Below are 21,643 nucleotides of genomic sequence, written 5' to 3' on the forward strand. Positions count from 1 at the left end.
GGTGGTCACCCACGTGTTCCTCAGCCGTTCGCCACGCAGCCGGCACACGGCCGCTGCGTTCGACTTGCATGCATTAGGCACGCCGCCAGCGTTCGTCCTGAGCCAGGATCAAACTCTACATAGATGGTGTCGAGTTACAGCTTACGCTGTTCCCTTCACCGAATTGACGTGGCATCTATTTCTGGCTTACTCGTCATTCAGTTGTGAAGGTGCGCTGCGGAACGAGGGAGAAAACAAAACCAGGAAAGTTCAGCATTACTGAAGTTTCCTGGCGACGTCTCTGAATTGTCTTCAGCGCGTTTCGCTCGGTTTGCTCTCCACTTGTTTAGTCTGCCTCGCTACTCGCGAGTGAGACCTCGTTCGTTCCAGCTCCGATAGTATATCACTCTGCTTCTAAGTTGTCAAGAGGTTTCTATTTTCTCGATTTTTCGCTTCATAGTGCTCTAAACAACGTTTTTCGATTTCGGTTATCTGTATGGATTCTTGTTCAAACAGGCTCGTGTGGCGGTTGTGTTACGATAACACCATTGGCAGTCGCTCTGGTGAGTGGTGCATACCTATGCTTGACCTTTCACAGACATTGCATGGCATATCGGTGATTGAGATCGCGAACTATATTCCGGGGCCGTTGTGTGGTGCTTTATTGGCCGGATTAGGCGCAAGGGTCGTCAAGATCGAACGGCCCGGTGGCGACCCTATGCGAACGTTGCCTCCAGTTGATCAGACCGGCGAACATCCACTGTTTGCTCTCCTGAATGGAGCCAAGCACTGTCAAACACTCGATTTGCGCCAACCTGATGCACTAGCAGTATTGCACGATCTCGTGCGAGTAGCCGACATCTTGATCGATGGTCTACGTCCGGGAGCACTTGATCGACTTGGGCTGTCAGACGAGGTTTTGTTACAGCTTAACCCAAGCTTGCTGATCGTGTCGATCAGAGGCGCGCCAATTGGTCACACACACCGTGCGGCAGCGTTACACGACTTGAATGCACAAGCATTGAGTGGCATGCTGACAGTAGGCGAACAACCACCACGTGTGCTCGGTGTGCATGCAGCCGATATGGTGAGTGGTCTTATGGCAGCAAGTGCCGTATTGGCAGGTTTATTAGCTCGCCAACACTCAGGACGAGGTGGACGTATCGAGACTTCGATGCTCGCTGCCGCACGTTGGCTTAATACACCGGCGTTGGCGTTGGCATACGCCGGCTTAGCTGCGCTTGATACACTAAACGGTAGTCTCGCGTGCTACCGTTTGTACCAGACTGCCGATGGGCGCTGGCTGGCAGTAGCTGCGCTGGAAACGCATTTCTGGGAGCGGATGTGTGCCGCTATTGATCGGCCCGATCTTATTCCGTTACAGTACAATCGTCCGGCTCAACGCATGCTCATCGAAACCCTTGCAGCTACATTCCGTCAGCGTTCGTTGGCTGCATGGATGGATACGTTTGCCAACCTCGACGCATGCATTTCACCCGTCTTGACACCGGCGGAAGCCGGGCAAGAGGGTGGATTAAGCGTAACCTTGGCTGTTGAGACGTTGCCTAGGGATTGACGGGCTGTCCGGCGGCTAGTTGCGCAATCGCCGGACGCAACTCGTCAAAGGTGATCCCACCTTCGTAACGGGCTTGAATGATACCATTCGCGTCAACTAAGAATGTCCATGGCTCGGTACGTAGATTCCACTCGTGCATAGCATCAACCGTCTTGGCCTGTTGAAATGACTCGCCGAATGGATAGGGGTACACTTCGATATGGATAAAGTTGACGCGATCCCCGAATTCGTTTTTTAGCTGCTTCAACACGGCTATATTCGGTGCGCATACGGCAGTTTGGCAGTAGCCGGGAGTGGCAAAGGAAACGACAAAAGGCTTACCACTCGCTAGCGCCTCTGCAACGGTCAGGCGATAAAAGTCAGGATCGGGACGAGGATCTGAAGTTAAACGATCGAGGGACGGTACATCGGCAGCAGTGAGATTGCGTACCGGAATAGCCTTATCCCCTACCATCGGGGCAAAAGCCCGTTCACTCACGTCAAGTCTGATTCGGCTCCGTTGCGATCCGGTCGCTTGAGGGATGTCGATCTCGGCTTCCCAACCACCTGCTCGATCAAAGGTAGCATAAGCGACGTATAAACCGACCGGTAACCCTTGACCACGGTACACCGCTTGGGCCGTCATCACCGGTTTCGTTCGATCGCCACCGGGACCAACATAGTAGAAGGTAACATTGAGCGAAAGATTTGGATCGTTGAGCGGTACCCCACCCTGTAACAGACCAAACGGTAGTCGGTTGGGACCCACGACCAACTCCGAGGCTGCGATAACCGGGGCTATTGGTGTAGCCGCCGGTGTCGGAGTCGCAGTTTGCGATGCACATCCGGTTATGAAGACGACTATACTCAAGGTGAAGAGCAGGATTAATCGTAATCGTAGCATGATGTTCTCCGTTATTGCAGCACATCGCGGTGGAACGTTGCCCGATAGGTCATTGAATAACGTTCCACCACAACGGTAATTTCCCATAATCCCTCCATAGTATACGCCGTGCGTGCCCAATAGCGACCCGGCCCATCGGGTAGTGCAACCGGCCTGGTGACGCCCATTGGCATCGCCGGCATGTCAAGATCGAGGTATACATTGGCATCATCGACCGGGTTGCCTTGGGCATCGTGGAGCAAGACGATAAAATCGACGGCGGTATTCATCCGTGGTCGGTTTGGTGTATCGAGTGTTATCTCGAGATCATCGACAATCTGTGTTTCACGGAGTGGGACAACACCACTGCTACACGCCACCAATGCGACGACCACTACAATGAGCCAAAAGCACTGTGTCCAAGCTACCATCACCCATCTACCTAATTTCAACTTTCAGGATTTGCCGCTAATGTAACCCGAACACCCTCAACAAGGAAGGGAAAAGCTGTCAATTGCACCAGATGAAACAGACCATTATGGTCAAACGGGAGCTTGCCGATCCTCAATTCTAAGGAACTAGTTTGTATACCGGCGGCGAGCATCGTGATAAGAATACCAATAGTGATGTTTCTGGCACCAGGATACCGGTGGCGATCAAGATCGATGTAGATCACCAATGCAGTGAGCATCACTGTAATTTCGTAAAGAATGAAAGGGAGGAACCCGCGTTGTACACGACGGCTCAGCCACACAAAACCACGGGCCGCAATGACCAACAGCGGCAACACCCATTGACCGGCCCGTTTTCCCCAACGATCACTGATTGCGCCGGTGGCGAACAGAGCAAGCACCAAACCGAGCAACAAATTGAGGGGCTGCCAGAGGCGTTCACGGCTGGCCTCAGATAGACGCAAACCATGAACAATCGTGCCGAGCACGCTACTCCCAACCAGGATCCCAAATGCACTCTGCCAGACTTGCCGACGCCAGCTTGGTTCACCGTGCAGACGCCATATTGCGATATAAGCTCCCACTGCCAACAACAGATCGGTAGCAGCGGTTGTCTGTTCGCGTGGATCATCAATCAGGTTGTCGGTTAGCCACGTCTTCAACTTATTGTCCTGGTCATTTCATTGATTAGAGAACGATCTTACGTTCGGCAATCAGGCGCTGGCGTAAGCGTCGGAAGAGCGTATCATAATCGAGACGCCCGTGGGTAATCTCATACTTGTACGCTTGCAACATCTGATGAACCTCGGCGTTCAAGCGATCTTCAACTTCTAGCTCGTCGATCATAATCTCGCGAATTGCGGCCCGCAATTCGGGATCGCTCGTCTGAAACAGCACGCCATCGGTTTCAGCTAACACATCAACTAGCATTGTTGCCAGTTGATCAACTTTAGCCGGAGAAAGTTTCATCGTTTTCTCCTTTCATCACACACGCCCGGCCAGCCGAAATGCCCGCCGTACTTCGGCCAATTCGGCGAGACGCTCGGGCGGTAAGGGCCGCGCACCACCAAACAGATGGGCCGCTAGCAGGATACGCGCACAGTGTTCAACTTGTTCCATTCGGTGGAAGGCCTGCATCAGCGTTGCACCGTAAGTTAATGCACCGTGATACGCTAATAGGATAACCTCGTGATCGGCGACAAATGGGGCAATTGCCGCTCCCATCTCGGTGGTACCGGTGAGAGCATACGGTGCAGTTGGTATCGGACCGAGGGCGATCTGCGCTTCAGGCAGCAACGGCTCAGCTAAACTAACGCCGGCAAGAGTAGCCCCAACCGCCGTAGGTGGATGAGCATGAACACAAGCCATAATATCGGGCCGATGTTGGTAGACAAAGAGATGCAAATAGCGTTCTGAGGACGGCTGGCGATTGGGTTCTCCCCGAATTAACCGTCCGTCGAGATCGACGACGACCAGATCATCGGCGGTCAGCATCCCTTTGGCCAAACCGGCCGGAGTCATCAAAATCGTACCATCAGGAAGCCGGGCCGAGAGATTACCATCACCGGCTACGATCAACCCCCGCTCATAGAGCAGGCGACCGCACAATACCATTTCGGCGCGTAGCGCCCTTTCAATCTCGGTGAGTGAGGTGGTGGTCATAACGTTTTTGTTGGCGAAGACGGAATAGGAGTATCGCTGCTACAATCCAACCCGACCATGCCAGCAATGGACGGCTAAACCGCATCGCCAGCACAACAATGAAGAGCAAGAGGCGAAGCATCTGCACGATCAGACGCTTCGCAAGTTCTGGACGAGACGGGGAACCCCAATCGATCTGCGCGAGACGCGGCAGTAATCCCCGCTCAACACATCCTTCGAGCGAAAAGAGATAGATGGTATCGGTATATTGAGCGGCGAGCAGCAGATCCCGTTCGAGCGCATCCCATGTCAGTGGCGGTAAATCCTCGGCGCTACTAGAACGTACAGCACTGCCGACGATACAACCGACGGCAACTGCATCAGCCGACGGACCGTAGCTATCGATTAGAGCACCACCAAGGTCGTTGCCCAATTGTTCGAGCGGAATACTGCTGAAGCAGAGCAGAACTTCAACATCGGCAGGCAAGTCAATAATATCGAGTGCGCGCTGGATCGTCGTTGTTGCGGCTCGCCGATCATCAACGATAACCGGTAATTGATAGGTATGCACTTCATAGCCATCGTGATGAATTTCGGCGATTAAATCGAGATAGGCCGCTCGCGCACTCTCGTACAGGACATTTTCGTGAGCAAGCCAAATGCGACGGGCAATATCGCGCATACCACGTCGCCGACTGGCAATGACCTCACCTAAAGGCGGCTCAATATCGATCCCAATAGCTTGAAAATGTAGCGAGTGTGTCGATGCCCACTGACGCACCGCCCGATACCGCTCAATCGCCTGCGGATAGTTCTGGAGATTGAACCAGAAACCTTCTTCAGCAGGCAACAGCAGCCAAGCGATCACCGGAATGTGATGTTGGTTGAGCAATGCAACCGCTTGCGCTGTTTCAAGCGACAGGTTGTGCAGTGCAACAGCAATACCATACTCGCCATTTGCCAGGAACGAGAGCACTCCCGGCTGCGTGAGCAACTCAAGGAGGGGCGGCCCTTCTAGCTCACAGAAGAAGATGATCTGTGGCCGTCCCAACATAGATGGTATTCTAACCGGTGATGATACAGTTTGCACGTATGCATTATAGCACTATCAATTTGATTTCGTTGCGAGGGACGGATGGCGTCGCCAATATTGCGTGGCCTGCTCGTAGGCATAGGCTAGCTGGAGAACGCTCAGATCAGCTCTTGGTCGCCCGATAATTTGGATCCCAACCGGTAGACCATCGCGGGTAAAACCGGCCGGTACCGAGATCGCCGGTACGTTACAGACCGAAATGTAATAGCATGAGCGCATCCACTCAATATAATTCTGCATTGGTACACCATTGATCTCGGTAATGTACGGCTGCTCAACCGGAAATGGGGGCACCTGGCTCACCGGTGCAATGATAAATTCATACGTCTGCATAAACTCGTACAGGCGAGCCAATAGCGCCGCGTGCAATCGCATCGCACGCCCAACTTGTGGGCCACTTAACGCACGCCCAGTTTCAATATTCCATACAACAGTATCTTTGATTCGCGCACGCTCGTGATCGAGCAACTCACCAAGGGTGAGTTCGTAGCGAAAGGCGCGCATGACCTGAAAGATCTCATCGGCATCACGCAAATCGGGGGTGGCTTCTTCAACGATACAGCCAAGTTGCTCGAACACTGCACGCTGACCCATGATTACTTCAGTAACGCGCGGATCGACAGGCAAACCACCTAGATCAGGACTCCATGCAACCCGCACGCCACGCAGGTCACGTTCGAGTGATTGAGCAAAGATACCGGCCGGCTCGCTGATCGAGAGCGGCGCACGCGGATCAGGACCGGCAATTGCCTGTAACACAAGAGCAATATCGGCCACGGTACGTGCCATTGGGCCATCGACTACAAACGGCAAATACGGCGTGGGATCGGGCCAAACCGGCACCCGACCGGGAGAGGGACGAAAACCAACCACATTACAATACCCTGCCGGATTGCGCAGTGATCCGCCAAAATCACTACCATCGGCAATTGGGATGAGGCCACAAGTAAGAGCTACCGCCGCACCACCGCTACTACCTCCACACGTTTTGCTCAGATCGTAGGGGTTACGAGTCGGGCCAAAGATCGGGTTGAACGTCTGCGAACCGGCCCCAAACTCAGGCGTATTCGTCTTCCCAATCGTCACTGCACCGGCAGCTTTTAGACGGGCGACGATCAGTGCATCAAAATCGGGGACAAAATCGGCAAAGATCGGAGAACCATACGTCGTGCGTAGACCTTTAGTTTCGGCCAGATCTTTGTGGGCAACCGGTAAACCGGCTAGTGGTCCGGGGTCTTCGCCACGAGCTAGAGCAGCATCGATGGCGTTGGCCCGCCTCTGGGCACCCTCAACATCAAGCGTTACGATCGCGTTTACGCGAGGATTGATCGCCTCGATCCGTGACAAGTGTGCAGCGAGCACTTCGCTGGCAGAAACGGCGCGTTGGCGGATCAGACGAGCAATAACGGTGGCCGGTTGCAAACAAAGTTCTGTATCCATAGATGGCACTCATTGAAATACATATCGGCACGCGCTGTTATTGTATCAAAACCGTGATGTATCATTGTGAAGATACGAAACGATTCCTCGCTTACGCGAAAGGTGAGTATGAACGATTGGATCATCTACGGTGCGAATGGTTACACCGGAACACTTATCGCTCGTGCTGCGGTGGCTGCCGGACTCCGGCCACGCTTAGCCGGGCGCAACACAGAGGTGATTGCAGCATTGGCACAAGAACTGAACGTACCGTTTACGATTTGCCGCCTCGATGATCGAGATGGACTGCGCAACACACTACGTGGGGCGCAATTAGTGTTGCACTGCGCCGGACCGTTCCAAGAGACAAGTTCACCGATGATCGATACGTGTCTATCTACCGGTGTGCATTATCTCGATATCACCGGCGAGATTAGTGTCTTTGAGGCAGCAGCGGCCTATGACGGAGTTGCCAAACAGACCGGTATCATGCTGATGCCCGGTGTGGGCTTCGACATCGTACCGTCAGACTGTCTAGCCGCCCATCTCGCCCGTCGCTTGCCGACAGCAACGACATTGATACTGGCGTTTCGTGCGCTCGGCAGCATTTCACGCGGAACTGCGATTACTATGTTAACTATGGCAGCCACTGGCTGTGAACGACGTAACGGCAGATTAATCCGAACACCACCACTATCGGAAGTTCGCACGTTCGATTTTGGACGCGGACCACAACCCTGTGTCAGTATTCCATGGGGTGATGTTGCGACAGCTTACTACACAACCGGTATTCCCAACATTAAAGTGTTTGTTGCAATTCCACGACGAGCACGGTACTGGCTTGGATTAGGACGACGGCTATTACCGATGATAAAGTTACCGGTGATACGTCAGGGATTGCGTTGGTTGCTGGCCCGTACTCTCTACGGTCCTGACCTAACGAGCCGTACCCACGGGCGAAGTACGATTGTTGGTGAAGCCTCCGAGCTTAGTGGACGGCGTGTGATAAGCCGATTAGACGGTCCAGAAGGATACACACTCACGGTACAGACTGCGTTGTTGATTGTACAGAAAGTATTGAATGGGAATGTGACACCAGGATTCCATACTCCCGCCGGTTTGTATGGGTCTAACTTGATCACCGAGATACCAGATGTGGTTATACGTGACATGGGTGATTAAATAAAATTAAACAAAGTAGCAGCGTTGTGACTGACTAGCTCCACCCATTATCGCGCCACAACAAGCGACGACCAGCCCCGTCACAACACACGGCGACGACCAACTCCGTCACGACGCGCGGTGGTCAGCCCCGCCACGACACTCAACGACCAGCCCCGCCGCGACGCCCACGGCAACCTGCCCCACACGCCACCACGACACATTGCCCAGCGACCGGCCCCACACACCACTGAGATACGTTGCCCGGCGACCAGCCCCACATCCAACCGCGAAACATTGCCCGGCAACCTGCCCCGCTACGACGCGCGACGACTAGCCCCTCCATTCACAACACGCGACAACCAGCCCCGCCGCGACGCCCACGACAACCTGCCCCACAACCACTGCGACACGTTGCCCGGCAACCTGCCCCACCGCTACTGTTGCTATGATAATGGCGTACTCGCCATGTCACAGCGAGTACGCCATTCTATCACCCGTGAGAGACTGATGCTCGCTACACGCATTGTTACATCTTCTTGATACTCTTCCGTACCGTTATCCTTCAACAGTTGTCACCTCATTCTTCGCGGTACAGACTTCATACGCTGCAAAAACGAGACGTTGCAATCTACGCCATAGTTAAGCCACTCGTGACCAACTCGCATTGCTCGATAGCTAACCGACAGCAGTCACCATTGGTGTACGATGACTAGACTAAACGTGTATGGCTAACTCATCCACAACATTCCTAACGAACAGACATCTGGCGCAAAATGTTCTGCCGCTCTTCCGCCGTTACCAGCCCAAAACCATCACCGCGATTGAGATAGACAATCTCCTCGTTCTTGATCCCTACAACGAGATCGGGTAGCGCATCGTTGTTCAAATCGGCTAACCGCATCGTGATCGGGGTCAAGTCCTCGTTGGCGCCAACAAGGTACGGTCCGATAATGGTGCGGGTTTTGGAAACATCACCGCCGGGAATTTCCAAAATGAGCACCTGCCGATCGAGATTCATGGCGATCAAGCGTGTCGGCCCCATCGTCTCCTCTGCGCGACCAACGTCGGCAGTGAGATGAAAGGTACGCGGTCGCCCATACCTCCAGTCATCAACGACAACCTGCCCCCAACCGATCAGGCCGCTGACAAGGACGTAGAGCGCTAAAATGGCCAGTAAACCGGTCACGATGTACGCGGTATTGCCGAATGAAGAGACCGGTACAGGAACTGATGGCATCCGGCGTGTCGAGCGGATTTCACGACTTGTTACTGCCATGGCAGTCCTCCTCCGCTAGTAATTAGAACAAAAGTTCTTAGCTCACTTGTTCGGGATTATACCAGAGCACAGATTGACTGTCAAGAACCTTTGTGCTATGTTTGCGTATAGACCGACAGCCAAATAATGGCAAACCGGTTATGGTACAATGCTCGCAGGATGATACCGCTGACACTGCTGAGACATTCGTGGCACCTGCGATATGTTGATCGAGTTGCAGATTCAGGATTTCGCTATTATTGATCGTCTGCATCTGCGCTTTGAGCAGGGCTTTACTGTGCTTACCGGTGAAACTGGTGCCGGTAAGTCGATTATTATTGACGCTCTCAGTACCTTGCGCGGTGAGCGAGTTGATCCTACCTTTGTCCGCGCCGGATGTCCACGAGCAAGGGTTGAAGGTGTCTTCAGCCTTGATGATTGTCCGCATATACTCCCGCTACTGACCGAACTCGGTTTACTGACCGAAGACGACGATCAAGTCATTCTGGTTCGTGAGATCTCTGCCGAGTCGGGGCGTAGCATCGCTCGGATCAATGGGCGTGCAGTCAATAGCGCCACTTTACGCGAGATTGGGAGCCGGCTGATCGATATTCATGGTCAGCACGAAGGTCAGTCACTGTTTAACCCCCGTACCCATCTTGAACTGCTCGACCGGTTTGGTGATTTGTTACCGATACGGCAGCGGGTTGCTGATCAGTTGACGGCATTGCGAACGGTACAAGCCCAATTAGCCGAACTCCGCACCGGAGAAGCTCATCGACAAGAGCGGATCGAAGAGCTGGAGATGCTGCGTGACGATGTCATGGCAGCGAAGCTTAAACCCGGCGAAGAGGAAGCATTGTTACGGGAACGGACTATTGCTCAGAATGCAGCTCGGATTGCCAGCTTAACCGATGATGCGTACCGTGTACTGTATGCCGGTAGTGAGGGACGAAGTGGACGATCAGCGATTGACGCTATGGCTCTTGCGGTTGACGCCTTGAACGAATTATCCCGCTTTGATCCGCGCGCAATTCCGTTGGCGCAGCAAGCTACCGATATCCATTATCAACTGGAAGACTTGGTAGCGGCATTGCGCAGCTATCGTGCTGATCTCGATATCGATCCGCGTCGCCTCGACATGATCGAAGAGCGGCTAACAGTACTGCGGGATTTACAGCGCAAGTATGGGGTTGATTTGGCTACGCTCATCGAGCGGGCTACGCAAGCTGAAGCAGAGCTTGAGAATCTGCGTAATCGCACGAGCCATATTGCCGATCTTGAGAAGCAAGAGCAGGCTTTACAGGCTGAATTGGCCCGTCTTGCCATTGAATTATCGCAGCGCCGGCGTCAAGTTGGTGATGAATTGAGTCACCAGATTATCCAGGCAATGCAAGATTTGGCGATGCCTAACGTCCATTTCGCCGTTCAGATAACATACGACGATGATCCACAGGGGCTACCGGTAAACGGACGCCGGGTTGCTTGCGATCGGACCGGCATCGATCGGGTGGAGTTTTTGATCGCCCCTAACCCCGGTGAGCCACTGAAACCGCTGGCCCGTATCGCCTCAGGTGGCGAGAGTGCTCGTTTGCTACTGGCTCTGAAGTCGATTCTTTCACGGGTAGATGAGGTGCCAACCCTGATCTTCGACGAGATCGATACCGGTGTCGGTGGCCGAGCAGGTCACGTGGTTGGACAGAAGCTTTGGGCGATTAGTCAACGTCATCAGGTACTGTGTATTACCCACTTGCCGCAAGTGGCAGCGTTCGCTAACGCGCATTACCATATCCGTAAAGAGGTTCATGCCGGGCGCACACGCACCAGCGTTGAGGTGTTGTCCGCCGAACAACGGATCGATGAGCTTGCGGCAATGCTCGATGGTGTTCCCAACGACCATAGTCGGGCTAATGCTCGTCAGATTCTCGAACGAGCACAGACTTGGAAATCGCACCGCCAAGCCGAACTGATGACAAAATCCTAGTATCAAGACATGCAGAGAGGCTTCGAATTCATCATGTCCTCGCAGAGTACGATTGGTCGCTGGAGTGTACGGGTGATTGAGGCTAGCTGGTTATTGGCCCTGACACTCGTGCCAATTTATTTTAACCTCTATTCGGCCCGCCATTTTGAACCTGACAAGGCGGCTGTGTTGCGTTCGCTCGCGTTGATCGGTCTCACCGCCGGGTTGGCTTGGTTGCTTGATTGGCTCAGTCAGCGTCCTTCCGATACCCAACCGACGTCATGGTGGCAAACCGTGCGTGCCTCGCCGCTCCTCTGGTCAATCGTGGCCTATACAGCGGTATTTGCTTTGACAGCCATAACGTCCATCACGCCCACAGCTAGCCTATGGGGGTCATACCAACGCATGCAGGGGTTGTACACCTACCTTTCCTACGTGATGTTAGGTGTGTTAGTCGCCGTCGCCTTACGTACACCAGCCCAACGAGAGCGCTTTGTCACACTAAGTCTGTCTGCCGCCACTGTCGTATCGATGTACGGAATCATGCAGCATTATCAGCTTGATCCGTTGCCGTGGCGCGGTGATGTGATTGCCCGCGTCGCCTCAACGCTGGGGAATTCGATTTTCGTGGCAGCCTACTTAATTATGATCGTACCGCTAGCGTTCTACCGACTGGGTGCGACTCTTGCCGCTGCACGAGTCGCCCCAACAAGCGATAGACCGGCCGCCGAATGGCGCTGGGCGCTGTCACGTGTCTCACTCTGGTTGAGTGGCACCCTCCTGATTATCGCTATCTTGAAGTTTAGTGTAGCAATTCAGACAATTGACTTTCGTTATTGGTGGCTCTTCCCAGGAGCAATCATCTGTGCGACTGCACTCTGGTGGCTACTAACAGTTCATCGTAACCAAGCACTCCCACGCTGGCCACTGATACTTACCCTCCTGTATCTGCTAGGCTTTGCATTAGCGTTCGTTATGAACGCATCTGCCGGCGTACAGCAATTTGCATCACCCGACATCGCAGCAAATGCGCTTGATTGGGGCGTATGGCTCGGATTAGCGATAGCTGTCTTAGTTATCGGCTATGGCCTCACCCTTGTCGGTAATCCACCGCCCGAACCGTCACGTTTGACGTGGCAGCTTAGTGTTATCGCCCACGCGGTTGTATTGATCCTTGTCTTGTTAACCATCTTTTTCAGCCAGAGTCGCGGTCCATGGATCGGACTCGGAGCTGGACTATTCGTATTCATCTCGTTGATGCTGTGGTACGGGCGACAACGGTTACGGGCAAATGGCAATCTTAGCGGTAGTCGCTTGCTGACGCAGGCATTGGCTGGCTGGATAGCGTTGACCGTCTCGGTCAGTGGGTTTCTGATCGTGTTTAATCTATCTGATGCTCCCATCTTTACCCAAATGCGCGAAATTCCGTACCTTGGTCGTATGGGGCGACTGCTGGAAGTGGATAGCGGTACCGGTTTAGTACGGCGGTTGATTTGGGTGGGAGATGAGCACGGGAGCGGAACTATCGGTCTGATCACGAGTGATCCACTGCGCCTCCTCATCGGGTGGGGGCCGGAGAGTATGTTCGTCGCTTTCAATCGTTTCTATCCACCGTCGCTGGCAAATGTTGAAGCGCGTGGCGCTTCCCCCGATCGTTCACATCAGGCATTGCTCGATGAGCTTGTGACAAAAGGCTTGTTTGGCTTAGGAACCTATCTCTGGTTGATCGGTAGCCTGGTCTGGTTTTGCTTTCGTCAATTGCGTCGACCGACGAGTTGGCAGTATCAACTGTTCATCATCGGTATTTTGAGCGCAATCACTGCCCATGTGGTCGAAGGACTAACCGGTATCCCCATTGTGGCAACCCTGATGATGTTTTGGTTGTTGATAGGGTTGGCTATCGCAGCAGAGCGCATCGAGCACGGGCATGCCCAACGACCAACCACAACCCCTGAACCGGTCGTGGCGCAGCGGGCCGAACGCCAATCTACGCGCCGAAACCAACCGCGCCCGCCGGTACGCCGTCCGTCCGCTCGCCGTCCGATTGCCGGTACGATAGGCACCGTCGCTCTGATAGGTCTGATTACTGCCGGCCTGATCTGGTGGTTGAACATACAGCCCATTTACGCCGACATGCGCTTTCAGCAAGGTCAAAGCTATAGCGACCAGGGTCAAGTTTCGATCCGCACCCAGCTCGCTACCCTCAATGAATATATCGCCACCATCCGGGCTAATCCGGGTGAGGACTTTTACTACTTGCACCTTGCCCGTAGCTTAATGTCACTTGCCGAAACACTCCGTCTCCAAGGTGTCAATCTTGGTGAGGCCGGTCAACCTCGTCTTGACGCACTGTTACGTCTCGACGGGATAGAGGCGGTGACCGGATTCGTCCAGCGTTCTTCGCCGTTAAGTTTACTTGCCCACGCAGAGGCGGCATTATTGCATGCCCATCAACTTAGCCCACTCAACAAAGACCATTACGCAAATCTCGGCAGAATCAATCTATTTTGGTATAGTTGGACGAACGATGTGCAACGGTTGTATACGGCGCTCAAGTGGTATGAGCGCGTCGCCGAGATTGCCCCTCAAGATGTTGCACTGATGAACGAGCGGGCCGGTGTCCTGATACAACTGGCCGAATATGCCACTGTTAGCGGTGATGCTGCACAAGCCGGCACATTTTTCCAACAGGCCGATGAGTTGTTGCACACTTCGGCTCGACTCGATCCGAACTTCGGTGACACGTCTCTCCGACGCGGTGAGCTGATCCGTATTCGCAGCGGTGATCTCGATACAGCCACGACATACTACCTCCGCGCCATCGAGCAAGCACCTCAGCAGATGGTTGAGAACCTTGATCGGATTGCTCCCGCATTGAACAGTCGCCCCGATCTGCTTAACCAACTGCGTGACGCTTTCGCCGTACAGGCGGCGCGCGCAGAGCGGGTGTTAGCCGAAACGCGGGAAAAACCGGAACGGGCGTTCGAACTACCCACCCTTGAAGCACAAGCTGCAAACCTGTATGCAGCCGTCGCCCGCCTCGCGGTGCAGACAAACGATTTTGCCGGCGCCGTTGAGCCATATGCACGTGCAGTGTCGATCCAACCGACAAATACTGCGTTGAGCGAGCAGTATACGTTGGTATTGAGTGAGACACTTCAATATGATGCAGCATTGACCGAGGCACGCCGTATGTTGGCGGTTTTGCAGCGTAGCGGTCGTACCGGTGAGTTATCCCGAGTTGAGCAACTGATTAAGCAGATTGAGCAACTGCGGTAACGCAAAGATCGCGAAGAACGCAAAGATCGCGAAGTAATTGTGAGTCGGGCACTGACGAGCAAAAGAGAGAGAGCTGAAATTAAGTGCTAACAACAGCCGCTACCGCGCCGCATCCAAGGTAATTGGCATGCGGAGCGCTAAGTAGCTTACACTCGCGGCTTTGCGTTAGGGTATTAGTATGGTTAATATTGCACTCATCTTCATCACCGCACTAACCTTTTCAATCGTCGCTACACCTATCGCACGGCGAGCCGCCTTGCGGAGTGGTGTGATCGCCGTCCCCCGTACCCGCGACATCCACACGACACCGATTCCACTGTTAGGAGGAGCCGCGATCTACACGGCCTTTGTCGTAGCACTATTATTGTTCGGTAATCTGAACTACATCCGAGAATTAATCGGAATCCTTCTCGGGGCTACGATCATCTCACTGTTTGGGTTGGCCGACGACCGCTGGGGTATGTCGGCAGTTCTCAAATTGGCCGGGCAAATACTAGCCGCGACGGTCCTTCTCCTCGGCGGGACACAGGTGCAGCTCTTCCCTTGGCCGGTGATCAACTGGATCATCACTCTGGGTTGGGTTGTAGTCATTACCAACGCGATCAACTTTCTCGACAACATGGATGGATTATCGGGTGGCATAGCGACAATTGCTGCCGCCTTTTTTCTCCTGCTGGCCGCAATGAACGAACCGCGCCAAGTGCTAGTTGGAGCAATGGCCGCTGCACTGATCGGGGCGTGTCTCGGCTTTCTCCGCTACAATTTCAATCCGGCCAGCATTTTCATGGGTGATACAGGCAGTCTCTTCATCGGCTTTGTTCTCGCTGCGTTAGCGATCAAGTTACGTTTTCTTGCCAACACACCATTGGTAACGTGGCTCGTGCCGGTCTGCGTACTCGGTTTGCCGCTCTTTGATCTCGCGTTAGTGTTCGTCTCGCGAGTACGTCGGCGGGTGAATCCATTTACCACCGCCGGCAAAGATCACCTTTCGCACCGGCTCCATGCACTTGGCCTAACCAAGCGCGAAGCAGTGCTCACCTGCTACTTACTGGCCGGTGCAAGTGGGCTAACTGGAATCTACGTAACCCAAGCGCGCCCCTCCGAAGCATACGTCGTCTTCGCCGGTTTACTTACCATCGCTGTGAGTGGAATTATCTGGCTAGAACGCATTTGTCCGGCAGGACAGCCACGGCGAACGTAACTGCAACCAGCGCAAATGGTGAGAGGGGCGGCTACTTGATCCGCCCCTCTCGCCTGACAACAAGTTTGGTAAGCGTACCGTACCTATTCACGATCGGCTGCCGTCCATGCCTCGTACAGCTCGTCTTTCGTCTTAATCCCAAGCCGTGGCAAGGCATGGTTGACCACGTAGGTAGCCGCGGTATGGCGGTTTTCCCACATCGCCTGATGAGCTTCCGGCAACTGATCCCACGGTACCACTGCCGGTTCGGTGATCGTAATCAGACCGGCGCTAATCTCCTCATTCATCCGCACAATCTCATAAGCGTTCGAGAGGTGCGTACCGAAAATCTGGGCAGTCGGCATGTAGATACGGCGTTGACGTACCCAAATCTGAGGCGCGAAGAAAGAGTAGCGACGACCACCGATATCCTCGAAGTAGACGATCCGACCCGTGAACGGCTTGATCAGCATAGCGCTCACCGCCAGCGCGTCGTGCCCGGCACGTTCGATGATCAAATCGGGATACCCGCGCGGGTTATCGGGTGTGCGCAAGAAACCGCCGACAGCGCTACCGATCGGCTTGAACGTGAGATCGTTAAAGCGCCGCACCGCTTCTTTCAAGCCCTGCGGGTCCTTCCGTGAGTCGGGCAAGGGTGGCATCGTCTTTGGCCAATCGAACTCATCACCGAAGCGTCGCTTTAGCTCGGTAATGCTGATCACACCGCGCAAGGCAGCACCAAAGCCCAGTGAAAGAAGGAACTCGCGCTGTGCGTCACTGACCGTCACCACCACAATCCGAGCGCCCATGAGACGGGCAGCCTCGATTGCCTCAAGACCGGCGCCGTCGATCAATTCGGTGCTTCCGACACCGTAGTAGATCAACACACCTTCACCGGCCCGCAACCCGGCCCGCCGCAGCATTTCGGTCGGCGAAGCAGCACCGGGCTTGCCGATAAAGGTAAAGTGATACCCACTACTCGCACCGTAGAAGGTCAGCGTCGGGATATGACCGTCGTGTGGCTCGCCGAGCAACTGGAAGCTGCGCGGGAACGCCGTCTCGCCGGCGTGCGAGACCACATAATCGGCCAGGCGACCACCATTCTGGGCACGGAACATCTCAAGGAGCGGATGACCGGCGGCTTCCCATGCAGCCCATTCCGACGGGTCTTCGGGGACACGGGTAAAGCAGTTGGCGATTGCCGGATCCTTTCGGTTAATAGCCCCTTTACCACCGGCTGACAATACCGTCGCCGCACGACTCGGCGAACTGACCATACCGATCACGTTCAAGCCATTGCGGGCTGCGGTCCGCACCGCATCGAGACCGGTACCAGTTGCGGCACCCTCGATAAAGATCGTGCGACCGGGTTGTACTCGCAGTGTGGTAAAGAGCGCACGATAGATAGTACCGAGGTTCAGGATGTAGCTACCGGCAGCCTCCAGCGTCATGTCCGGCAGCACCGGCATACATTGCGGCGCTTGGGCAATCATAAACTGCTGGTGCGAACCGTCGGGTGTATCGTTCCCTTGAATGACGAAATCGGCCGCCATTGGATCGAGACCCACGAGCGGTGAGAGCAAATCGGTCTGGCCCGAATAAATTGCCACCAGATCACCGATCTTCAAACGGCCTTGACGACGTGCCTCTTCGCCAAGAGCCACCACCAAACCAATTCCACCCGACCCAGTCACGTGCCAATCGCGGTCGTGCTCATCGAAGCGCGAAACCGGAATACCGGTAATCGCCCAGATATCGTTGAAGTTGACCTCAGAGGCCAGCACATAGATCAGGGCCTGATTTGCACGTGGTCGCTCGACTGGAATGATAATCTGCTTCTCGGCGACAATCGGATCGCCGTGCATCGCAGCACCGGTCTCCGGATCGCGGATAAAGGCCTGCGCGTACTGCCACTTCGGAATCCGGTCCACACCGGGGAAGAAGGGCGATCCAATCGGCAACAGCTCTTTCTGCTCCAGCAACAGTTGCTCCTGTTCACGGCTAATCAATGGCCGGCGCGTCGGCAATGGCGCGCTATGGCGATCGAGGAACTCGCGGATACCACGCTTACCGCCATTCGGATCGACCACTGCTTCGGCAAACAACTTTGCTTCGTGCTCAAGGCCAGCCTCAAAGCCGTGAATGAAACCGTAGCGGATCGCATCAAGCGCACGATGCACCGCCACATCACGCCCAACCGTATGAGCCTGCTTAATAATCCGCTCGATACGCGGATGGGCAATGATCGAGCGCAATTGGTCATCGGCAAAATGCGGATCGGGCTTGCGCCACTCTTCGAGTTGCGCGTGGCGCTGTCGGAAAGCCTTGGTCACAGCGGCATCTTCACGTAACGTACCATCAGAAGCAATTGCCTCGCGGGCCAACGAGCAGGCCAGCGTCAATGCATCGGCATCACCGGTGGCGATAGAGTCGATCAAGCCCAGCTCAAGCGCCTCATCCGCCGGAACACTGCGGCCGCCCAGAATCATCTCAAGCGCGCGGAGCAAACCGGTACCGTTGCTCCGCCGGTGGAGCAAGCGTGGCAAGCGTTGGGTACCGCCGTAACCGGGTAGCAAGCGCAGATTGATTTCAGGCTGACCGAATTCGGCGTACACATCGGCCACACGGTAGTGACAAGCCATTGCAAACTCCAGACCACCACCGAGCGCTACACCGTTAATCGCGGCAATGCAAGGCTTGTTCATACGCTCGATCTTGCGGAAGGCGAGGTGCGCATTATTGGGGAGCGCCATTGCCTCTTCGACCGTGTGGATCTCTTCGAGCAACTGGCGAATATCAGCGCCGGCCACGAAGCTCTTGGCACCTTGGCCGGTAAACACAATCGCCGCAACATCATTCCGCCGGCTCAGGTGATCAACAATCGTATTCAATTCATCGAGTGCGCGCTCATTCAATGCATTAACCGGCGGATTTGTCACCGTCACCACCGCCAGTTTGCCGGCACTTACGGCAGGTGGATGGTACTCAATGCGGAAGTAGCGGTAGCGCTCGATAATCTGCTGTTCTTCGGCCAGACGCTGCTTGCGCTTCCACTCAGCGATCTTAGCTGCAATCTCTTCAAGCACCTCAGGGTTACGCAGCGTCGTCGTATCACCGAGTGGCTCATCGAGCATCATATTGCGCAAGAAGCGGCGCATATACTTACCGCTGCGCGTCTCGGGAAACGCACTGACCTCGATATAATCTTCGGGCACACTCACCGCACCCTTCTCGGTGCGCACCAACTCATCGAGTCGTCGGCGATCAGCAGCCGTCAACCGTCGCCCCGGTGCGGGCTGGATGAAAGCAACCGGCGTCAGACCCTTTTCACGATGGGGAGCACCGACAACGATACAATTCCCAACCGGCGAATCGGGCGTAATCTGGCGATCACGTAAGATCGCGCCCTCGATCTCTTCGGTACCCATTCGGTGGCCCGACACATTGATCACATCGTCTGAGCGGCCATGCAGGGTGAAGCTGCCATCCGGGTACTTCATGGCAAAATCGCCCTGAATGTAGCCCCACTCACCGTGCGGCCCACGCCGCCAGTACGTCTTGATAAACCGCTCGGCATCACCTTTCCACGCCTTCAGCGGAATTTCACCGCGCAAATACGCCTCAAAGCCGGGGACATCGCCCCAAATTGTGCGCGTGAGGTAGGGATACGGTGCAGTGATGACAATTTCACCCTTCTCCTCATAATCGGCCACCCGATACCGCACATTCCCGCTCTCGTCGGTCTCGGCTACCCATACATCACCGGCCACCCACGGCAGCGGGTACGTATGTGCATCGGGGCGGAGCGGGAAGTCGTTATTCCCATAGAAGTGGGTCCACACAATCCCACCATGCTCGGTCGCCCAGTATGAATTGATATACTGAGGGGTCATAATCTGCATACCAAACTGCTGCACAGCCGGACTCACCGGCTCAGCACAGAAGGTAGCAACCCGCAGCGACGACATATCGTAGAGGCGAACGTCCTCGGTATTTTGGGGGTTCGACATCACCGTCTTGAGGAAAGTGACGCCGGCTTTGAAGATCTGCACCCCGTACCGTTCAATAATGCTGGCATACCGCCCTGACGATGGGAAGAGCGGCGAACCTTCAGCGATGATCCCGGTCAAACGACCGGCCATCGTCGCCGTAAGCATATAACTCTGACCGGTGATCCAGCCCGGATCGGCGATGACGTAGATCGTGTCACCCGGCTCAGCGTCAAAGCTTATCCGCAACGTATGCACCACACCGGCCACATACCCGCCGTGAACGTGGATGACTCCCTTGGGTTTACCGGTACTCCCCGAGGTATAGATGATAAACATCGGGTACTCGGCATCAACCGGCTCACAGGGCACACTCGCATACAGCGCACGGATGAGCTGATCGTCCGGCAACTTCAGTAGATCGGCTTCGCTATGCACATCGATCCCGATAGCACGTGCGTTTGCCAAGATTTTCGCAAGTGCCGCTTCTAACAGCTCGTGGCTCCAGCGATCACGATTGGCATTCCACAGAATATCTTGGCCGGTATGACGTGCCACAACTACCGTTTCGACGCGGGGTGGCGAAGCGACCAACGCCTGCGCCAACACAGTACGCACATTGGCCTGTGTTGCCGCATCAAGATCACGGATCTGGGCCAGTGCCGCACCAACGCCACGCATCACATCGGAACGCTCGATGGTAATTTCACCGGAAAGAACCGACTCAACTTCATCAATAATCTTCTGGCGTTGGTCAGCACTCAACGGTAGGGTCGTCAGTGTTTCGGTAACAATGCGGCGAACTGTCTCAACCGGCACATACTTATCAAGAGCCTGATCGGTATACGCCTCTTTATACGGAACAACTTGTGCATTGCGGTACGCACCGTCAGAGGTAATCACCACCCGCGCACCGGCATTGTGGATACGATCTGAGAGGGTTTTATCGGAGAATCCACCAAAGACCGGTGTGTAAATAATGCCCAAACGTTTCGCCGCTTCGGTATAGTAAATTTGCGGCATAATATTGGGCATATTCAGCGCAATCCGGTCGCCCTTTTTGAGACCAAGATCGCGCAACACCTGCGCAGCCTTCACCACCTCAACTAGCAAGCGTCGCCGGGTAATCGTCTCTTGTACAACCGGCCCACCACGCCCGTTGTTGAGCGAGTTATCCCAACGGTCGCCTTCAAAATAGTAAGCGACCTCATCGCCGTAACCCATCATAACGTGCCGATCAACCTCGTTGAAGCAGGCGTTCGTCAGACCACCATAAAACCAGCGGTAGAACGGTGCTTCACTATCGTCAAAAGCCTGCTGCCACGGCTGATAGTCGGCGGGATAATCGACCGTGACCGGTGTACCGGTAGCAGCATCGAGACCTTCCCAACGCTGGCTACTCTCATCGAAGCGAATCCAGCAATTGTGCTTCGGATCGTACCAATGGATTACCGTGCGGGCAATGGCACCGTGAAACGCGCCGGGATTAGCAAGCGCTACTGCGCGCTGGGTTTCCCAATCAACACGATCCCGTATTGGGTTGGAACGGGGCGCCCGTGAGGGGGCAGGGGGCGCAGTGTCGATCATCGACAGTCCTCCTCCATGCAAGTCATGATCTGTACCGGTTGTGATAGATATAACAAGGGGTGCATACTATAGACTACTCTCGATAACGCACTTCGTCAAGCCCTCAATAATTGAGAATTGTTCACTATTTGCCCAGAATGAGCGAACAAAACCGTGATCTAGGCTCAATCACGGTAGATCAAATCGAGAATAGCGGTATGCACG

The 21,643-nt window shown here is 54.7% G+C and carries 15 protein-coding genes and 1 rRNA gene; 5 read left to right on the forward strand and 11 right to left on the reverse strand.

Features of this window, described 5'->3' with window-relative positions:
- Window positions 1–124, reverse strand: a 16S ribosomal RNA gene (locus tag AC01ZF_RS11900); the annotation flags it as partial.
- 435 nt (window positions 125–559) lie between these two features.
- Between AC01ZF_RS11900 and AC01ZF_RS11905 the strand changes: the two genes are divergently transcribed.
- Window positions 560–1,555: a CaiB/BaiF CoA transferase family protein gene (locus AC01ZF_RS11905; protein WP_424676035.1), complete on the forward strand. Its 996-nt coding sequence runs from the start codon at window positions 560–562 to the stop codon at window positions 1,553–1,555.
- Here AC01ZF_RS11905 and AC01ZF_RS11910 read toward each other — a convergent pair.
- The 7 genes from AC01ZF_RS11910 to AC01ZF_RS11940 are packed head-to-tail and all read right to left on the reverse strand — an operon-like array spanning window position 1,545 to window position 7,043.
- A complete protein-coding gene (locus AC01ZF_RS11910; RefSeq protein ID WP_424676036.1) occupies window positions 1,545–2,438 on the reverse strand; it encodes a TlpA family protein disulfide reductase in 894 nt (297 codons plus the stop codon). The genes AC01ZF_RS11905 and AC01ZF_RS11910 overlap by 11 nt on opposite strands.
- An 11-nt stretch (window positions 2,439–2,449) precedes the next feature.
- The gene (locus AC01ZF_RS11915) at window positions 2,450–2,848 is read right to left on the reverse strand and encodes a FixH family protein (protein ID WP_428132401.1); all 399 of its coding nucleotides are present in this window, start codon (window positions 2,846–2,848) and stop codon (window positions 2,450–2,452) included.
- A 17-nt stretch (window positions 2,849–2,865) separates the two neighbouring features.
- Complete coding sequence (locus AC01ZF_RS11920) at window positions 2,866–3,531, reverse strand: DUF6962 family protein (RefSeq protein ID WP_424676038.1); 666 nt, start codon at window positions 3,529–3,531, stop codon at window positions 2,866–2,868.
- 25 nt (window positions 3,532–3,556) lie between these two features.
- Window positions 3,557–3,838 carry a DUF507 family protein gene (locus tag AC01ZF_RS11925; RefSeq protein ID WP_015942094.1) on the reverse strand — a complete coding sequence of 94 codons (282 nt, stop codon included), beginning with the start codon at window positions 3,836–3,838 and terminating at the stop codon, window positions 3,557–3,559.
- A gap of 15 nt (window positions 3,839–3,853) precedes the next feature.
- Window positions 3,854–4,531 (reverse strand): class II aldolase/adducin family protein, encoded by a 678-nt coding sequence (locus tag AC01ZF_RS11930; protein WP_424676039.1) that lies wholly within the window; start codon window positions 4,529–4,531, stop codon window positions 3,854–3,856.
- Complete coding sequence (locus AC01ZF_RS11935; protein ID WP_428113078.1) at window positions 4,503–5,564, reverse strand: hypothetical protein; 1,062 nt, start codon at window positions 5,562–5,564, stop codon at window positions 4,503–4,505. Before AC01ZF_RS11935 ends, AC01ZF_RS11930 begins: the two co-directional genes overlap by 29 nt.
- Window positions 5,565–5,618: 54 nt before the next feature.
- Complete coding sequence (locus AC01ZF_RS11940) at window positions 5,619–7,043, reverse strand: amidase (RefSeq protein ID WP_424676041.1); 1,425 nt, start codon at window positions 7,041–7,043, stop codon at window positions 5,619–5,621.
- Window positions 7,044–7,151: 108 nt separating this feature from the next.
- On the opposite strand from AC01ZF_RS11940, the gene AC01ZF_RS11945 reads away from it, so the two are divergent.
- Window positions 7,152–8,204: a saccharopine dehydrogenase family protein gene (locus tag AC01ZF_RS11945; protein WP_476575374.1), complete on the forward strand. Its 1,053-nt coding sequence runs from the start codon at window positions 7,152–7,154 to the stop codon at window positions 8,202–8,204.
- Window positions 8,205–8,284: 80 nt separating this feature from the next.
- Here the strand turns inward: AC01ZF_RS11945 and AC01ZF_RS11950 are convergent, their stop codons facing one another.
- Both AC01ZF_RS11950 and AC01ZF_RS11955 read right to left on the reverse strand, forming a co-directional pair.
- Complete coding sequence (locus tag AC01ZF_RS11950) at window positions 8,285–8,464, reverse strand: hypothetical protein (protein ID WP_424676043.1); 180 nt, start codon at window positions 8,462–8,464, stop codon at window positions 8,285–8,287.
- A 470-nt stretch (window positions 8,465–8,934) separates the two neighbouring features.
- On the reverse strand, window positions 8,935–9,462 hold the full coding sequence (locus AC01ZF_RS11955; RefSeq protein ID WP_015942089.1) for a hypothetical protein: 528 nt from the start codon (window positions 9,460–9,462) through the stop codon (window positions 8,935–8,937).
- A gap of 202 nt (window positions 9,463–9,664) precedes the next feature.
- On the opposite strand from AC01ZF_RS11955, the gene recN reads away from it, so the two are divergent.
- The 3 genes from recN to AC01ZF_RS11970 all read left to right on the forward strand — a co-directional run bounded on the left by recN (window position 9,665) and on the right by AC01ZF_RS11970 (window position 15,884).
- On the forward strand, window positions 9,665–11,425 hold the full coding sequence (gene recN / locus AC01ZF_RS11960; protein ID WP_424676044.1) for a DNA repair protein RecN: 1,761 nt from the start codon (window positions 9,665–9,667) through the stop codon (window positions 11,423–11,425).
- Between the two features lie 33 nt (window positions 11,426–11,458).
- On the forward strand, window positions 11,459–14,683 hold the full coding sequence (locus AC01ZF_RS11965; RefSeq protein WP_476575375.1) for a hypothetical protein: 3,225 nt from the start codon (window positions 11,459–11,461) through the stop codon (window positions 14,681–14,683).
- 178 nt (window positions 14,684–14,861) lie between these two features.
- Window positions 14,862–15,884, forward strand: a complete 1,023-nt coding sequence (locus AC01ZF_RS11970; protein WP_424676046.1) for an MraY family glycosyltransferase — start codon at window positions 14,862–14,864, stop codon at window positions 15,882–15,884.
- A gap of 83 nt (window positions 15,885–15,967) precedes the next feature.
- On the opposite strand, the gene pcs is transcribed toward AC01ZF_RS11970, so the two are convergent.
- Entirely contained in the window at window positions 15,968–21,439 is a 5,472-nt protein-coding gene (pcs, locus tag AC01ZF_RS11975) for a propionyl-CoA synthase subunit Pcs (RefSeq protein WP_476575376.1), read from the reverse strand.
- Between the last annotated feature and the right edge of the window lie 204 nt (window positions 21,440–21,643).

Source organism: Chloroflexus sp. (assembly GCF_056331925.1).

What these genes read in the sequence shown, in the direction of transcription:
- AC01ZF_RS11945 (WP_476575374.1), top strand. Translation starts at nt 7,152, where the DNA reads ATGAACGATTGGATCATCTACGGTGCGAATGGTTACACCGGAACACTT.
- AC01ZF_RS11940 (WP_424676041.1), bottom strand. Translation starts at nt 7,043, where the DNA reads ATGGATACAGAACTTTGTTTGCAACCGGCCACCGTTATTGCTCGTCTG.
- recN (WP_424676044.1), top strand. Translation starts at nt 9,665, where the DNA reads ATGTTGATCGAGTTGCAGATTCAGGATTTCGCTATTATTGATCGTCTG.
- AC01ZF_RS11930 (WP_424676039.1), bottom strand. Translation starts at nt 4,531, where the DNA reads ATGACCACCACCTCACTCACCGAGATTGAAAGGGCGCTACGCGCCGAA.
- AC01ZF_RS11915 (WP_428132401.1), bottom strand. Translation starts at nt 2,848, where the DNA reads ATGGTAGCTTGGACACAGTGCTTTTGGCTCATTGTAGTGGTCGTCGCA.
- AC01ZF_RS11955 (WP_015942089.1), bottom strand. Translation starts at nt 9,462, where the DNA reads ATGGCAGTAACAAGTCGTGAAATCCGCTCGACACGCCGGATGCCATCA.
- AC01ZF_RS11910 (WP_424676036.1), bottom strand. Translation starts at nt 2,438, where the DNA reads ATGCTACGATTACGATTAATCCTGCTCTTCACCTTGAGTATAGTCGTC.
- pcs (WP_476575376.1), bottom strand. Translation starts at nt 21,439, where the DNA reads ATGATCGACACTGCGCCCCCTGCCCCCTCACGGGCGCCCCGTTCCAAC.
- AC01ZF_RS11925 (WP_015942094.1), bottom strand. Translation starts at nt 3,838, where the DNA reads ATGAAACTTTCTCCGGCTAAAGTTGATCAACTGGCAACAATGCTAGTT.
- AC01ZF_RS11965 (WP_476575375.1), top strand. Translation starts at nt 11,459, where the DNA reads ATGTCCTCGCAGAGTACGATTGGTCGCTGGAGTGTACGGGTGATTGAG.
- AC01ZF_RS11935 (WP_428113078.1), bottom strand. Translation starts at nt 5,564, where the DNA reads ATGTTGGGACGGCCACAGATCATCTTCTTCTGTGAGCTAGAAGGGCCG.
- AC01ZF_RS11905 (WP_424676035.1), top strand. Translation starts at nt 560, where the DNA reads ATGCTTGACCTTTCACAGACATTGCATGGCATATCGGTGATTGAGATC.
- AC01ZF_RS11970 (WP_424676046.1), top strand. Translation starts at nt 14,862, where the DNA reads ATGGTTAATATTGCACTCATCTTCATCACCGCACTAACCTTTTCAATC.